This window comes from Palleniella intestinalis, assembly GCF_013166595.1.
In the GTDB taxonomy this organism is placed as follows: domain Bacteria; phylum Bacteroidota; class Bacteroidia; order Bacteroidales; family Bacteroidaceae; genus Prevotella; species Prevotella intestinalis.
In genome coordinates, this window is record NZ_JABKKG010000010.1 from 72,440 (window position 1) to 88,757 (window position 16,318).

11 protein-coding genes are annotated in these 16,318 nt (G+C 45.3%); all 11 read left to right on the forward strand.

The window, feature by feature from the left end:
- Positions 1-138 precede the first annotated feature (138 nt).
- Entirely contained in the window at positions 139-498 is a 360-nt protein-coding gene (locus HPS57_RS12380; protein WP_172183553.1) for a BlaI/MecI/CopY family transcriptional regulator, read from the forward strand.
- 5 nt (positions 499-503) lie between these two features.
- The gene (locus tag HPS57_RS12385; protein ID WP_172183554.1) at positions 504-2,075 is read left to right on the forward strand and encodes a M56 family metallopeptidase; all 1,572 of its coding nucleotides are present in this window, start codon (positions 504-506) and stop codon (positions 2,073-2,075) included.
- Positions 2,076-2,305: 230 nt separating this feature from the next.
- On the forward strand, positions 2,306-2,728 hold the full coding sequence (locus tag HPS57_RS12390; protein WP_172183555.1) for an META domain-containing protein: 423 nt from the start codon (positions 2,306-2,308) through the stop codon (positions 2,726-2,728).
- A 213-nt stretch (positions 2,729-2,941) separates the two neighbouring features.
- Positions 2,942-4,057 carry a Fic family protein gene (locus tag HPS57_RS12395; protein ID WP_172183556.1) on the forward strand — a complete coding sequence of 372 codons (1,116 nt, stop codon included), beginning with the start codon at positions 2,942-2,944 and terminating at the stop codon, positions 4,055-4,057.
- A 357-nt stretch (positions 4,058-4,414) separates the two neighbouring features.
- Positions 4,415-8,965: a rhamnogalacturonan lyase family protein gene (locus HPS57_RS12400; RefSeq protein ID WP_253946555.1), complete on the forward strand. Its 4,551-nt coding sequence runs from the start codon at positions 4,415-4,417 to the stop codon at positions 8,963-8,965.
- A 789-nt stretch (positions 8,966-9,754) separates the two neighbouring features.
- Positions 9,755-10,375 (forward strand): UpxY family transcription antiterminator, encoded by a 621-nt coding sequence (locus HPS57_RS12405; protein WP_172183557.1) that lies wholly within the window; start codon positions 9,755-9,757, stop codon positions 10,373-10,375.
- Positions 10,376-10,489: 114 nt separating this feature from the next.
- A complete protein-coding gene (locus tag HPS57_RS12410; protein ID WP_172183558.1) occupies positions 10,490-11,164 on the forward strand; it encodes a double zinc ribbon and FHA domain-containing protein in 675 nt (224 codons plus the stop codon).
- Positions 11,148-12,467, forward strand: a complete 1,320-nt coding sequence (locus HPS57_RS12415; protein WP_253946556.1) for an FHA domain-containing serine/threonine-protein kinase — start codon at positions 11,148-11,150, stop codon at positions 12,465-12,467. Before HPS57_RS12410 ends, HPS57_RS12415 begins: the two co-directional genes overlap by 17 nt.
- Positions 12,468-12,485: 18 nt before the next feature.
- Positions 12,486-14,006 (forward strand): FHA domain-containing protein, encoded by a 1,521-nt coding sequence (locus HPS57_RS12420; RefSeq protein WP_172183559.1) that lies wholly within the window; start codon positions 12,486-12,488, stop codon positions 14,004-14,006.
- Positions 14,007-14,008: 2 nt separating this feature from the next.
- Entirely contained in the window at positions 14,009-14,950 is a 942-nt protein-coding gene (locus HPS57_RS12425; protein WP_172183560.1) for a hypothetical protein, read from the forward strand.
- On the forward strand, positions 14,937-16,310 hold the full coding sequence (locus HPS57_RS12430; RefSeq protein ID WP_172183562.1) for a PP2C family protein-serine/threonine phosphatase: 1,374 nt from the start codon (positions 14,937-14,939) through the stop codon (positions 16,308-16,310). Before HPS57_RS12425 ends, HPS57_RS12430 begins: the two co-directional genes overlap by 14 nt.
- The last annotated feature ends 8 nt before the right edge of the window (positions 16,311-16,318 follow it).

Below are 16,318 nucleotides of genomic sequence, written 5' to 3' on the forward strand. Positions count from 1 at the left end.
TGTTAAAGGACATAGCTAACTAATTATTTTAGTTAAATAACTAATAGTTTTAGTTGATTTCTTCGGATAAATTTGGAGATAACGAAAATTATTAGTTACTTTGCCGGCAGAAAACAAAAACAACCACAATAAAGCATTATGAAGACACTTACAGCTAAGGAAGAGGAGATCATGAACCACATCTGGGCAAACGGCGAGATGTCCATCCGTGAGTTGCAGGCTCTCTACGAGGAGCCAAAACCGCATGTCAACACGCTCTCGACCCTTGTGCGCATACTTGAGGAGAAAGGCTTCCTGAGCCACCGCGCGGTAAGCACACGGTGCTACAAATACTTCGCCGCCGTCAGCAGGGACAAGTACCGCAACCGCTCACTGACAGGGGTCATCGACAAATTCTTCGGGAAGTCATACCTCGGAGCTGTCTCCACACTTGTCAGCGAAGAGAAAATCTCTGTTGAGGACTTGAAGGAACTCATCAGGCAAATCGAAGGGGAATAAGGCTTATGGGAGAGTTTCTTGCCTATTCAATCAAGGTTTCCATGTGCCTTGTGATGTTCTACATCTTCTATAAACTGCTGTTGAGCCGCACCACACTGCACACTTTCAACCGCTTCGTGCTCCTTTCACTCGTGGCATTGTCACTGATTCTGCCATTCGTCCACGTGACTGTCGGACATGAGACGCAGCCGATGGCAGTGGGGACAATCGCCATCGACCACCTGATGTTCAGCATCATGGAGCAGCAGGAGGAAGCGACTTTCAGGCTTAATGCCACGCATGTCGCCCTCATGGCATACATCATCGGTGTGGCAATCTTCACCGCAAGGATGATTGTCTCGTATATCGGAATCTACCGGATGATGCGCAAGGCGGAGGAAACTATAACGACTCCTGACGGCATAAGGATACATATCCTCCGTGATGACACGCCGCCGTTCTCTTGGTTCGGCAACATCATCATCAGCCGGAGCGACTATGAGTCAAACAGCCACGCCATCATCACTCACGAGACGGCGCACATCCGCCGGCTGCATTCCGCCGACATCCTGCTGTGCAATGTTCTTGCCGCAGTGCAATGGTTCAATCCTGCCGCATGGTTATTGAAGTCCGAGATGCAGGACATCCACGAATATGAGGCCGATGAGGCAGTCCTCGACAGCGGAATCAATGCCACAGCCTACCAGATGCTCCTTGTGCGCAAGGCTGTCGGCGACCAACTGTTCGCAATAGCAAACAACCTTAACAAATACTCACTCAAAAAGAGAATAACAATGATGAAGACCGAGAAGACAAATCGTTGGGAATGCGTGAAGGCATTAGTAGCGCTCCCATTGGCAGCCGTGGCTGTAGTGGCTTTCGCCAATCCTGAAATGGAGAAGATGGAGGAAAGCATTGTAGAGAATTCCGAGACACTCGTGCGTGCCGCTGACAAGCATGTCTTCAGCCAACCGGCAGAAACCGAAAAACCAACCGTTGCCGCAAAGGAGGAAACTCCTGCCGTGAAGGAGGCGCAGCCGAAGGATGATGACAAGGCGTATAACGTCGTGGAGGAGATGCCGCAGTTCCCGGGAGGCCCTGCAGCGTTGATGAAGTTCCTTGGCGAGAACATCAAATATCCTAAAGAAGCTGGCACAATATGTGTGACAGGACGCGTCCTGGTTTCGTTTATCGTTGACACTGACGGTTCCATAACAGATGTGGCTCTCATGAAATCCTTGTCTCCGGAGTTTGACAATGAGGCTATGCGTGTAGTGAAAGCCATGCCGAAATGGATTCCGGGCAAACAGAAAGGCAAGCCGGTGCGTGTGAAATATGCCATACCTGTTGTCTTCCGAAGTAGCGCAGCGACAAAGTCCGGCAGTGCATCGCAGGCTGTTTCCGTAGGCACAAATGACACAAAAGCCCCGTTGATCATTGTCAACGGCAAGCCAATCAGCGAGACTGAGTACAAGTCCATCAAAGACATTAAGCCTGATAACATAGAGAAAATTGAGGTCCTGAAGAATGAGGAATCCACCAAGCAATATGGCGAGAAAGGCAAGAACGGCGTGATTATTATCACATTGAAGGGATAAAAAAACAAAGCTAAGTAACTGTTGAAAATTAGTTTATACTAAAAAAACAACTGCGTCTTAGTACACACATAACTTAAATATAAAGTAATTTACAATAGTTACTTACCGTCTCCACCCTTTCCGAGTGCCCTCTTAGGGGTTTTCCACGCACGATTAGGGAATTTCCGTTTGCCGTTCCGGAAAAAATGAGTATCTTTGTGCCGGATAATAAAAAGAAACACACAAAGATTATGAAGACAAAGAACATCATTATGGCAGCATTCATTGCAGCAACCATGAGTGCATGCACAACGGAAAAGACAATCCTTAACACTGGCGGTGGACTCTTCGGAGAGTGGAAAATAGAGCAGGCTATGGGCAAGAGCACTGCCGGCGGCGACCGCCCTGCCACTATAAATTTCGGCAATGACGGACGCATCAACGGCAATGCCAGTGTGAACTCCTTCTTCGGAGGCTACACAAGTGACGGCAAGAACATGTCTTTCACCCATATCGGCATGACACGGATGATGGGTCAGAGCATGGAAATCGAGGACGCTGTCACACAGGCTATCAACACCACCGCGCGCATCAGCATCAATGGCAACAGCGCACAGGTGTATGACAAGGACGGCAATGTCATCATGAAACTGACAAGAGCTGAGAAAAAGTAAGTTTTATTTATACGCAGAAAAAAGAGCGGCAGGCTTGCACAATCCCTAAGGACTATGGCAGACCATGTTGCTCTTTTTTTGTTAACATATCACAAAAAAGAACTTATTCACCGCAAATTTGCGGTGAATAGCAATATTTTTCACCGCAAATCCGTATCTTTGCATAAGATAAGCGGCATCTCTGCAATTTGAATTACATTAACTTTTTGGCGTATGAAACCAACAAACAGACATAAAACATACATTTGGCAGCATGAAGAATGGGCTAAATTCCGCTGGGATTCAGAAACATTGCTTGAGCCTTTGAGCCACTTGAGCCAATCGCATGGATTGCTGCTTGGACGCATGTCTATGCTTGGTTTTCATGAGAAAAGCAGTTCTGCACTGGCAGTCATGTCAGAAGAGTTGGTCAGTTCCTCAGAGATAGAGGGCGTCCAACTCAACCGCGACTCCGTAAGAAGCAGCATTGCACGCAGGCTTGGAATAGATTTCAATGGGCAGTTCATGGAAGACCATTATGTAGAAGGACTTGTTGATGTCATGCTTGATGCACTGCACAACTGCCATGAACCGTTGACTGCTGAACGATTGTTTGGCTGGCATGCTGCAATTTTTCCTTCCGGACATAGTGGAATGTACAAGATAACTGTCGCAGACTGGCGAAAAGGAGAAGAAGCCATGCAAGTCATTTCGGGAGCTTTGGGACATGAGAAAATCCATTACGAAGCGCCACCGTCGGCAGATGTACCTAAAGAGATGGAAACATTCCTTACATGGTGCAACACGGCGAGCATCTCACCATTCATAATGGCTGCTGTCTCTCACTTGTGGTTCGTCACTATCCACCCGTTTGATGACGGCAACGGACGTATCGGGCGCACACTAACCGACATGTTCCTTTCACGCCTTGACAAAGAAGCATGTCATTATTATAGTATGTCTGATGCCATAAACAAGAACAAGAAATCTTATTATGAGATTCTTGAGGAAACACAAAAGGGAGGGCTTGACATCACAAAATGGCTGTTATGGTTCTTTGCTTGTCTTGAGGATGCCATAGGGCGTGCTTCCGACACTGTTGAAAACACATTGCAGAAAGCCACATATTGGGACAAGTTCCGCAATACAGAAATCAATGAGCGGCAACGGAAGATAATCAACCGGCTGTGGGACGGTTTTGAAGGAAAACTGACATCATCCAAATGGGCAAAGATGTGCAAATGCTCGCAAGATACTGCATTGCGTGACATAAACGACCTCATAGGCAAAGGAATGCTGTGCAACAGTGGTGAAGGAGGGCGCAGCTCAAGCTATCTGTTAGCAAAATAATGGGAAATGCTGTGAGTTTTCTTAAGTCAGTCCACAAAAAGAACAGCGCAGATAATGCGAAAGACAAATCCATACATAACGATTGGAAATAATGTCGTTTGATTTTGTGGACTAACTTATTTTCATTATTATATGTCCGGCAGGCACATGCAGCATTTGGCTATGCTGTTTATTCCCCAAAAAGCTGTGCTTTTATACAAAATTACATCTTATGCGCACAGATTTACATATATCTTCCGCTTGTTTTTGCTAATTTTGCAGAATAATAACATATTAACCCTGCACTCTCTTCCATACAAGGAAGAGATGCATTGACTATGTAAAAAGAAAAACTTATAGCTAAACCAAGAAAAGAATATGAAAAAGATTTTGTTGTCGGCTGCCTTTGTTGCTTTCTGCATCATGGGAGCCAACGCCCAACGAATGACCGACAAGTTGAATCGGGGACTGGTTGCGGTAAAGACTGACAAGGGGGTGTTCTGCAGTTGGAGAATCACAGCCGAGGAGTACTACGATGTTAAATACAACATCTATCGTGACGGCACAAAACTGAATGCACAGCCATTGGAGACATCCAACTTCATGGATGCCAACGGCTCTGCCGGCAGTACATACACCGTAGAGGCTGTTGTGAAGGGAGTGGCACAGGCCAAAAGTCCTGCCGCAAAGGTGTGGGAGAAAAACTATAAGACGATAGTCCCGAAGCACGACCCATCACTTACCAGCACTTATGTGCCTAACGATGCTTGTTGCGCTGATGTGGATGGCGACGGAGAGTTGGAGATTCTCATGAAATATGACAACCAGAGCGAGATTAGTGCCAGCTATCCACGTGACGGCTACAATGGCGAGTACTCGCTGTTTGAGTGCCTGAAGCAGGACGGCACTGTGCTGTGGTGGGTGAACTGCGGTCCGAACATGGGAGACTTCCAGAACAATGAGCAGAACATCGTGGCTTTCGACTGGGACAAGGACGGTAAGGCGGAAGCTGTGTTCCGTGCTGCTGACGGCACGACGATTCACATGGCTGACGGTACGACACATGTTATCGGTGATGCTTCCAAGAACTACCGTGCGGCAACAGGCGGCGGTGCCAACTGGTTCATGCATGACGGAGCGGAATATCTTGTCTATGTGAACGGACAGACAGGAAAGCCTTATCAGGTGAAGGACTATCCGCTGAAGAGACTTGAGGAAGGCGAGACTGACCTTGACAAAGCTTGGGGTGACGGCTACGGACACCGTTCGACAAAGCATTTCTTCGGTGCACCGTTCCTTGACGGCCGTAACGCAAGCATCTTCCTTGCACGTGGTATCTACACACGCCATAAGATGATAGCACTTGATGTCAACCCTGCCACTCATGAACTTGTGGAGCGTTGGCGCTGGAACTGCAACACTCCGGGGTCTCCATGGTATGGACAGGGCTATCATAACTTCGGCATTGCAGACGTCGACCTGGACGGAAGGGATGAGATTGTCTTTGGCTCTATGGTCATAGACGACAATGGTCATGGTCTTTCCACAACAGGACTTGGACACGGCGATTCACAGCACTGCAGTGACTTTGACCCTTACACCCATGGCTTGGAAATATTCGCCTGCAACGAGGACAATCCTAACAACAATTTCCGCGATGCGACAACATCAAAGATTTACTACCGCACTACGGGTGGAAACGATGACGGACGCGCCAATATGGGTAATTTCCTTAACGATTATCCGGGAGCACAGGGCGTGACAAGCCATGATGGGAATCTGATAAGCTCTGTCACACACACTGGAATTGCCGGTGACGACAAGGCATCGGTTCGCATCACACAGAACTTCCGCATATATTGGGACGGCGACCTTTGTGAGGAGTCATTCGACTATAACAACGGAAAGAACACTCAGGGTGCTATCTTCAAAGCACGCGAAGGAAGAATAGCGTTGCTTGAGGGCAGCAAGACAAACAACGATACCAAGGGTACGCCTTGCTACCAGGGTGATGTTTTGGGCGACTGGCGTGAGGAGGTCATCATGCGCGACGGTGACAACAACATCCGTATCTACACCACAGACATAGAGACTCCATGGCGCAACTACTCTCTGTGGCATGACCATCAGTATCGTAACGCCATGGTATGGCAGATGTGCGGATACAACCAGACACCGCACCCAAGCTATTTCCTTGGTGAATTGGAGGGCATAACAAAAGCTCCGGCACCATTGACAATGACAGGACGCACAGAGATTGGCAACGGTGCGACCATTGGCAGCAATGCTAACGACAAGCACATGATTATGTGCGAGACAGGCAACATGACTGTCAATGTAGCGGATGGTGCCACGCCTTACATCCTGACTGTCAATGCTCCGACATGGGTGCAGGGACACGACAACAACAATAATATCACCACTGAGGTGTTCACACATACCATAACAGGCGGTGCATTTGCCGGTGAGATGCGCCTCATAAAGCAGGGTGACGGCATCCTTACATTGCCAAATGTCACAGAGACTTACAGCGGTGAGACAGACATTTGGGCAGGCACACTGAATTTTGACGGCACATTGCAGAACAGTCCGTTGTGGCTGAACCGCTTTGCTGTGCTGAACACCAACGGCGGACGCTTTATGAAAGGCATAAAGATGGATTATGCCGCAGAGGTGAACATCGGCACTAATGACAAAGCCAGCTCTATGGAGACAACAACCTTGACTATGGGCTTCGGCTCACGGCTGAAGGTTGACATCTTCGGCGAGGGACTGCAAGCCGACATGATAAAGGCGGAAGCACTGACCATTGAGAAGAAAGACTGGACTAATGGTCCACAGTACCTTGCCCCGGTCATTGAACTTACAGACCACAACATGCAGAGCGGAAGGTATCTCATTGCCGAAGTGGCAAAGATAGAAGGAAACCTTGACGACCTGATTGTTGAGGGTATGGATGGCTACAAGAAAGTTTTTGCCTACGAGAATGGCAAACTCTATCTTGACATCACTGTCTATGAAGCAGGCAACGCGACTTGGACCGGCAGCGAAGACGGCAACTGGGACATCGACGGTACGCAGAACTTCGTGGATGGCACATCCGGTGAGAAGAGAACATTCGTGCCTGGTGATGATGTGACTTTCGATGACAATGCCACAAATACCACTGTTAATATTGCAGCAACTGTTGCACCGGGCAATGTTGTTTTCAACAATGAGAACAAGAACTACACTATCAACGGCGAAAGCATCCTGAGCAAGGGCACTCTGACAAAGAACGGTGCAGGCAGTGTGACGCTCAATAACATCAACACATTCGACAATGGTGTTGTGATTAACGGCGGCAAGCTCGTTGCCAATGTGTTTGCAAACGCAATCGGTACTGACCTTGGCGCGTTAGGCGACATAAATACAAGAGTAGCCATTAATAACGGTGCAACACTTTCAGCCAATGAGAGCACAACATTAGGCCAGCCTGTTTCTATCGGTGCAGGCGGAGGCACAATTGAAGTGGCAAGCGGCAAGACACTGACAATGGGCAGAGGCATTGCCGGAGCTACACAAACATTGACAAAGACCGGAGCAGGAACACTTGCACTCAGTAACAGCAACAGTGTGACAAAGCTTGTCATCAACGGTGGCACAGTACAGGCTTCCGAGAACAGCAGCAGTGTGCAACAATGGCCTTCTACAGTAGAACTGAGAAACGGCACAATGCGCGATGCTGACAACATATACTCTTACTCTTCAAACAATGTCAACATCATTGTGCCGGAGAAATGCACAGGCCACTATTACCTTGACGGCAGATGCGACTATAAAGGCAAACTGACAGGTGCTGGTTCTATCACTGTCTATGCAAGAAGCGTAAGAAACCAATTGCAGGGCAACTGGTCAGCATTCGAGGGTACAGTAACAGCAGCTTACTCTAAGAGCGGTTCTTACGACCCAGACTTTATTTGGGACAACGCCTATGGACTGCCTAATGGCACTCTTAGCATCAATTCCGGAGTTGTCGTAAATGCTGGTTCACGACAGATGACAATAGGAAACATGAAGGGCGCAGGAGAGCTCCGCACTACGGGCAATGTCACTATCGGCGGACGCAATGAGACAATTTCCTATACTGGAACATTCGCCGGCATGGCTCTTACCAAGACCGGTGACGGAGAATGGAAAGTGACAAAGGCATTGGGCACACCTAAGAGCGTGACCGTCAACAAGGGCATCATGTCATTACCTGCCGCAGCCGGCAGAGGTGTACCACTGCCTGATTTGTCGTCAGCCAACACTATCACTCTCACAGGCGAGACAGTAAAGATGCGCGGTCAAGGAACAGTAGCTTCCATCAGTGTACAGAATGGCGCGATGTTAGAGCCGGGCTACTACACAGGAACATCCGCAACTCACTACGGACTGATTACGGCAACAAAGAATGTAAATATTGCTGAGGATGGTACACTCAGCCTTTACATCAACAATGCACCGAGCAAGACCAATGTCAACTCTTACATGGACATTGCAGGCAAGATAACACTCAACGGCACATTGAAAGTAGGAATGAATGGCAACTATTCTCCTTCTGTAGGCGATGAGTTCACGCTTTGGACAGCCGGTTCATTTGAAGGCACGCCTAAGTTTGAGCTTCCGTCATTGCCAACAGGCATGGCATGGGATTACTCCGCTTTAAGCACCTCCAAAGGTGTGCTGAAAGTTGTGGTTGCAACATCTATCAACAGTATTCCAGCCAACGAGGTTGCCAAATGTGATGTCTACACCATTGAGGGTGTGAAGGTTGGCACACTGTCCGCAACACGTGCCAAAGTTGAAGCCGTGGCAAAAGAGCAGTTATCACTTGCCAGTGGCACTTACATCATAAGAATGACAGCTAAAAGCTGTAGCGAGACAATAAAGGTAATTGTAAGATAAAGCCTTGATATATTCCATAAAGAAATCAGTGCTTGAAGCAAACCATATTTAGGCTTACTTGCAAGACACTCCAAAACAGTTTGTTAAGGTGCGTATGGAGTAATTATCCATACGCACCTTTATTGTCCTCCCATACATAATAAAAGATGTTAAAAACATTGTATTTGGATAATTTTATTATAAAAGGATTGCATTTGTCTCAGGTTTTATTCTTATCTTTGCAACGCGTTTGCTGTGTTTGGTCATGCAAAACGAGTAGGGTTTTCTCTACAAGTTCGCTAAAACCAGCATTGCAACATGGACTAACAAATCCGACACTAATTGTAAAAGCCAGACGTGTTCTTGCATAACAATGTTGTGGAGGCTGCTCACGCCGAGCTGGCAGATGGTGGAACTCTATTATTAATACTAAAGTGAAACCATCCAAAGAGGAATGGGTGGGAAGCATTAGTCCAAGACATATTGAAAAGGCGTTTACTAACGCTCTGTTTGAGACGAACCGAATCTAGCAAATTCATCAATTGAAGTCTCGAATGTAGCAACGGTAGATGTCCCGGGTGTGATTACATCAAGTTTGTGAGTAACCCATAATGGAAAGTACCGCTTTGGTGGTACTGTAATGTTGTTTTTTCCATTAGGTTGCCCACGGCTATGTATATTCATATCGGCGTGGGCTCTGACGTTGTCTGTTCGACTTCAATAGGCAATGCTAGAGCCTCGGTTCGTGGAATGGGCAACAGGACGATTCCACGCTTTTTTGTGTATGTGCATTTACGCATGAAACACACGATGAAAGAGACCGATATGAATGCATTGCCAAATGCAGCAGTCAGCCCCGTAACGACAACTCAAAAAGTTGACGACGCCGTAGGCGTACAGAAAAGATGTTGGTTTGTTGCCATTGTCAACAATAAGACAGAACGCCAATGCGCAAAAAAATTAGAAAAACTTGGCTACGAATGTTACGTTCCGACACAAAAGGAAACACATGTCTGGCGCACCGGCGTAAAGAAAATCATAGAAAGAGTTGTTCTGCCCTCTATGATTTTTATACATACCACAGAGGCAGAACGTAAGCATCACATTGTAGCCCTCCCCTATATCAATCGTTTTATGACCAATCGTGCCGGTTCAAAAGGCAAGTTTGGCAAGTATCCCATAGCAGTTATTCCGGATGACCAAATACAACGGCTGAAATTTATCCTTGGTCATACCGATGCTCCCATTGAGTTTGAACAAACAACATTTAGCCTCGGCGACAAAGTGCGTGTCATCCGTGGTAGTCTTGCTGGAGCAGAAGGTTACATTATAGAATGTTTTGATGCTACATATTTCGCCATTCGTGTGGGGTTTCTTGGTGTTGCAAAAGTGCGAATAAGCCACAAGGATTTGGAACTTATAAAATACTGAGTATTATTTGCGATATTCTAATAACAAAACTAAAACAGAAAATATATGCGTTGTAAAAATTGTGGCTGGGAAAACCCAGATGGAATTTCAAAATGTGAAAGATGCAGTTCCCAATTGGAACGAACAGCTCCTTCAAACACAGGAAATGAAAACAAGCAAATGGCAGAGGCTTCAATCAATCTCAGAGCCACCATTAGAGAATCTGCAAGTGGTTATCCATTTAGTGAATCACAAAACACCCAAACGCACAATGAAACAAATTGCAATGAACGTATTTGCCATAATTGTGGATACAATATGACTTCCGGCATGAATGTCTGCCCACAATGTGGCGCTCCACAAAAGAAGCAATCATCAGCCCCCTTTGCAAACAAGTCCATAAAGGAAAAACATTGCACTAAATGTGGCAGTGTGTTGATAGCAGGGACACGTTTTTGTCCTGCATGTGGGCAGCAGTTACGTAACAGTGGCACAGTGAACGCTTGGGATAATCCACAAAGTAATGAGTTTTGTTCATTACGCCCGATAGCGTGGAGCAGAGAGAACACGCAATACAATGCCATATCCTATTCAGGTGAACGCATTGTACTTAATCGTGCTAATACAGACCCCAACAATCAGTCAATCACTTCCCATGAACAAGCCGTATTGACAAACGACGGAAAAGACTGGTATATTGAGGACTTAAGTGAACAACATTCCACAATGTTACGTATCTCGAGAAAAACGAAGTTGCAATCTGGTGACATAATTGCTCTTGGAAACCGCCTCTTTGAGTTCAAAGATTAAAATGAAGAAACAACATATCGTTTGCGACCGTTTGGAATTTCATTGCGGAGACCACATCGACAATGATTACAAAGTGGAGAAACTGCTTGGTGCAGGAACTTTCGGCTGTGTATATAAAGTGGAGGGAAGCGATGGAACACCATACGCATTGAAACTTCTGAAATTATGGGAGATACCATCGGACGAAAGAGCGGAGCTGCTCAAACGTTTCGATATGGAATATGATACGGGGCACATTGAAAGCAAATATCTCGTACATTCCTATGCAAAGGGAGAGGTTGGCGGCAACCCATATATCATTATGGAATTTTGCCCTTGTGGCGATTTGATGACTACAGCAGAAAAAGGGAGTGTTGATTTTACAGCAGTGGGGCATGACGTGCTTTATGGACTACGCGACCTTCATAGACGAGGTAAGGTGCATAGAGACTTGAAGCCGGAAAATGTATTGATAAAGCAAGACGGTTCTGCAGTACTTACAGATTTTGGAATATCAGGAGATCAGAACAACCGGTTGACACAACGAGGAATTTTCGGTGTGCCGCAACAGCAATTCGGCACGTTCCCATATATGCCACCGGAACAAATAAATCCACGGCGAGGCAATGCCACCGTACTTCCCACAACCGACATTTTCTCCTTTGGAGTGATGATGTACCAACTCATTACATATGAGCTTCCTTTTGGTGATTGCGTGACAGAGGCTGATTTACCACGATATATTGACAGAGGCAAAAGAGGACTATGGAACCGCGAATTACTACACAGAACCTCCATTGGAAAACAATGGGAAGGTGTTATAGAAGGATGTCTTGTTCCAAACTTCAAAGAACGTCTGCAAAATGTTGATGAAGTATTGAAACTGATGCCACCACCCAAAGAACAGAATGCTTATACTTCCGCAATCCACGATAGTCACGACACATGGGGCAACATCCGCAACGGTGTAGCATTACATATTATGCAGGGAGAACAACATGGCACAAAATTCTATCTGGACAATATGATTAGTGGTGGATGCCGAGTCCTCACAATGGGAAGGCTTGACGATGGAATAGAAAATCGAATACCAATAAAGGATACAATCAACGGTTACATTTCGCGCTGTCATTGCACACTTGAGCAGAATGCAGAAACCCGCCAATGGCTTATCCGCGACGGCCAGTGGCGCAACCGTCAATGGAAAAGCAGTATGAATGGAACTTATGTAAATTCGACAGAGATAGACAGAAACGGAATCTTACTTCACATTGGAGATATAATAACAATAGGTGATGTAAAATTGCGAGTAGAAGGATTTTAACAAAAAAAGGAATAGTATATGTCACAACCAACTCAACGTTACAAACGCACACTCAAAGGTTCCATTGGCTCAGGAATGCAGTCATTGATGGGAATAGGGCGACGCTTTTACATTCTTGAACACAAAGTATCGTCAAAGTATCATAAAGCAGGCGAGAACCAGCAGATTATTGTTGACCAAATAGAACTTGGTCGTGCCTCAACTTGCCAAGTCAGATTCGACGAATCTTTCCAAACAGTCTCGCGCCGCCATGCAGCCATTGTCAAGGACGGTGACAATTGGAAATTAGTGCAATTGTCACAAACAAACTCGACTTTTCTCAACGGCCATAGGGTTCAAAAAGAATGGTACCTACAGAATGGAGATGAAATACAACTGTCTGTCAATGGACCTAAAATGGGCTTCATCACGCTTGCCGGAAAAAAAGGCACGGTAGGCTCACTTTGTCTTACTCGCCGCATGTCTCTCTTCAGACAGCAAGCATTGCGACCTTATAAATACGCAATAACAGCATTATCCATTCTTCTCGTTTTGTCGGTAGGAGGATTAGGTTCTTGGAGTTATATGAAAAGTACAGAATATGAAGCATTAATAGCCAATGCACAAAGCCGTCTTGACAAACTGAAGAGCAAAAATTCAGAATTAGAAAAGCTCATTGCGGATGCAGCTGTAGAACAAGCACGTTTGGATTCTTTGATCAAGGTAAAGAAACGTCCGATTTACAAGACTGTTGTCAAACATGTTCAGAACAGTGGAGGCGGGAGTGGTGATGTCGCTAAACTTCAGCCATTTGAAGATGATGTTTATTTTATCAGTGCAATGGTTGTTGCAGTACACAATGGAAATGTATATGGCCTCGAAACGTCCTCCGGAGGTTATATCGGTTGGACCGGCACCGGCTTTTTACTGTCTGACGGTCGTTTCGTAACAGCAAAGCATTGTGTGGAAGGGTGGAAATTTGACTCAACAGAATCATTAGGAAAACAAATCAAGACATTAAAAGATGAAGGTACCCAAACATTGTTCCTTGCGGGATTAACTGGAAGTAACGGTGTAAAGCTAAAAACACATATGATAGCAACCTCACCAACAAAAGGGGACTTGAAATTCACATCTGATGATTTCCGCTTCACAAGAAGCGACGAAAAGCAAGTATCTATCGGTGATGGACTATCAATAACAAGAGCAACAGGAGCAGGCGGAAGTGATTGGGCGTATGTAAATACAGGCAAGACGGGATCCATACCGGCCGATGCCAGCCTTTCATCTTCACTTCCTGCAGCTGCGAAATTAGAGATTATGGGATACCCTCAAGGGCTAAAAGCTACAGGAGGTTCCTGCCTCTATGGTTCTTGCCAAACAGCTAATCGCGGATTGAACGGAGGTCTTATTCTTATATCTGCAAAAAATTATGAACATGGCAATTCTGGCGGTCCTGTATTTTATAATGACAACGGAAAATACAAAGCAGTTGGAATTGTTTCATTTTCCATCTTCGATAATATGGGAGGTATGACACCTTTGTGTAATTTAAGATAATAATGAAAAAATATTTGATTTTTCTCGTGGCATTATGCACAGGCTTTAATGCAAATGCCCAATTACTTGGCTCTGTAAGTTTTGACCCAAGCAATTTATCACAAGTTGATGATAGCACATTTTTTAGTGTTCGATTGATTGAGGATGCTATTCGTCCTGCTTTCTTCCTCTCTCGCCAAAAATTCCAAGTTAGAGATAAAAAAGATGGGAATTTATACGGACTTAACGACAAAGAGGAATTCGGTATGGAGATTTCACTTGGAGTGATGATTAAGGATGGCTATATTGTACCGGACAGGGCCATCCGTCCATGGGAATACAACTCCAAGTACGAAACATACAAGGATGGGTATGTTCCTGTTATGTACACTTCTGAATATTCAGCTGTTTCAGAAGATGCGAAATACGACACTTTGGACATATCTTCTCCAAATGAGATTTTGCAAAAATCCCTCTACTATATTCCATCAAACTGTTTTTCAAACAAGGGATTAACGGTTGACTGCTCAACAGGTGAGAAAAACGGTTGTATTATATGGATTGGCACAAAAAAGGGAACAGACTTAAACAAGTCTGCCAATGTTCAATTAACTTGTTACAGCAAGACTGTTACGGTAAGCACAGAAGGAGTCGCTGACATTGAAGCACCTGACAATCAAGATATTCTCGGAGGTATCTATGTGTCACCTGTCACTACCGGCATTGGAGTTATCGAATTGCATATTTGTGGTATTCTTATGGATAATAATGGAAAATGGAGTGTTTGTTTTCCATTCATTGGAAAAGAGAAACTGCTGAAATCAGAACAGAACTCGGATAAAAAAGATAAGGAAATCGAAAACAATGATACTCTAACACCAGTTGCCGATGCCCATAAGCAAAAAACCATAAAGGAAAAGAAATCAAAGAAGAGCAAGAAAAACAAACAAAATGAAATCAAATAGCATAATATTTCGTATGGTAGCATGGAGCGATGCTGCCGGCAAATACAACCCTAACGCTCCACTCAACGGCAATGAAGACAATTTTTATGTCGACGATGACTTGAGCGATGCAATACCAAGCCATATAACAGCAGACAAGGAAATTTCTCTCTCTGAATGCGGCATGCTGATGGCTGTGGCTGATGGTATGGGTGGTATGAATGCAGGCGAAATAGCATCAGAAATAGCCCATGACACTGTGGCAGAATATTTCGCACCTGGAAAAATAACACCAATGCTGGCTGCAACTCACGAGAACCGTAGTCGGTATATGGAAGATGTGATACGCGAAGCCGACCGTCGTATAAAAGCCGATGCACACCAGAACCATGAGCATGAAGGAATGGGCTCTACACTTATTATGGCATGGCTGGCCGGCACAGAACTATCCATTTCGTGGATAGGTGACAGCCGTGCATACCGCTTCAACCCTGACCGAGGATTAGAGCCACTGTCAAGAGACCATTCGTATGTGCAAGAACTTGCGGACAAAGGTATACTGACTTACGAACAGACCTTTGAACACCCACAAGGAAATATTGTTACACGCAGCCTTGGTGACAATAGCCAAAAAGCGAGACCGGAATCTCGCCTGTTTAAAGTACATGACGGAGACATAATCCTATTATGCAGCGATGGATTGAGCGGTGTACTCCGCGACAGTAAGGCATCTGACGAGGAAGGAAATCTTTATCCCGGTGAAAACATTGAGGATATAATCCGCGAAAACTCATCCTCGTTGAGCAAATGTCGTGAGGCTCTATGGGCTGCAGCAGAACGTGCCGACTGGTACGACAATGTCACAGCGATACTTTGTGAAATTCGCAGCGGAGCAGGAAAGTGCAATCCAATACAAGAACCATCCGGAGAACCTACGGATTCCAACGCGAAAGTAAATATATCACATAAAACATTTGATGGATTAATAATCAAGATACCTCGAAAAAAGTTTCTGCCTATCACACTCTTGCTGTTATTTGTAATTATCTGTATCAGTTGTGGCTTATTGTATAAATTCAAGAATCAGATACCAGAGAAAATAATGACCGCTCCTGATACAACAATTATCTCGCAACCAAAAGACAGTGAAAATACAGCCAAGCCTATTAACGCAGCCCCGGTCAAAGCCAGCAAGAATATTCATGCAGAGAAAAAGAAAATTGCGGTTGACAGAGAAGCACAAAAGAAGGATACAGTAAAAACAGAACGCAAAGAAACACTTCCTTTCAAACTTGAACCTATCAAGAGTCAAGATACAAGCAAAACAACTCCTGCCGGAGACAAACTAAAATTAATCAAACGAGGACAGAGCAACAAGTAACCAACACT

Excerpts from the sequence above, each read along its gene's own strand:
- HPS57_RS12380 (WP_172183553.1), top strand. The coding sequence starts at position 139 with ATGAAGACACTTACAGCTAAGGAAGAGGAGATCATGAACCACATCTGG.
- HPS57_RS12385 (WP_172183554.1), top strand. The coding sequence starts at position 504 with ATGGGAGAGTTTCTTGCCTATTCAATCAAGGTTTCCATGTGCCTTGTG.
- HPS57_RS12390 (WP_172183555.1), top strand. The coding sequence starts at position 2,306 with ATGAAGACAAAGAACATCATTATGGCAGCATTCATTGCAGCAACCATG.
- HPS57_RS12395 (WP_172183556.1), top strand. The coding sequence starts at position 2,942 with ATGAAACCAACAAACAGACATAAAACATACATTTGGCAGCATGAAGAA.
- HPS57_RS12400 (WP_253946555.1), top strand. The coding sequence starts at position 4,415 with ATGAAAAAGATTTTGTTGTCGGCTGCCTTTGTTGCTTTCTGCATCATG.
- HPS57_RS12405 (WP_172183557.1), top strand. The coding sequence starts at position 9,755 with ATGAAAGAGACCGATATGAATGCATTGCCAAATGCAGCAGTCAGCCCC.
- HPS57_RS12420 (WP_172183559.1), top strand. The coding sequence starts at position 12,486 with ATGTCACAACCAACTCAACGTTACAAACGCACACTCAAAGGTTCCATT.
- HPS57_RS12425 (WP_172183560.1), top strand. The coding sequence starts at position 14,009 with ATGAAAAAATATTTGATTTTTCTCGTGGCATTATGCACAGGCTTTAAT.
- HPS57_RS12430 (WP_172183562.1), top strand. The coding sequence starts at position 14,937 with ATGAAATCAAATAGCATAATATTTCGTATGGTAGCATGGAGCGATGCT.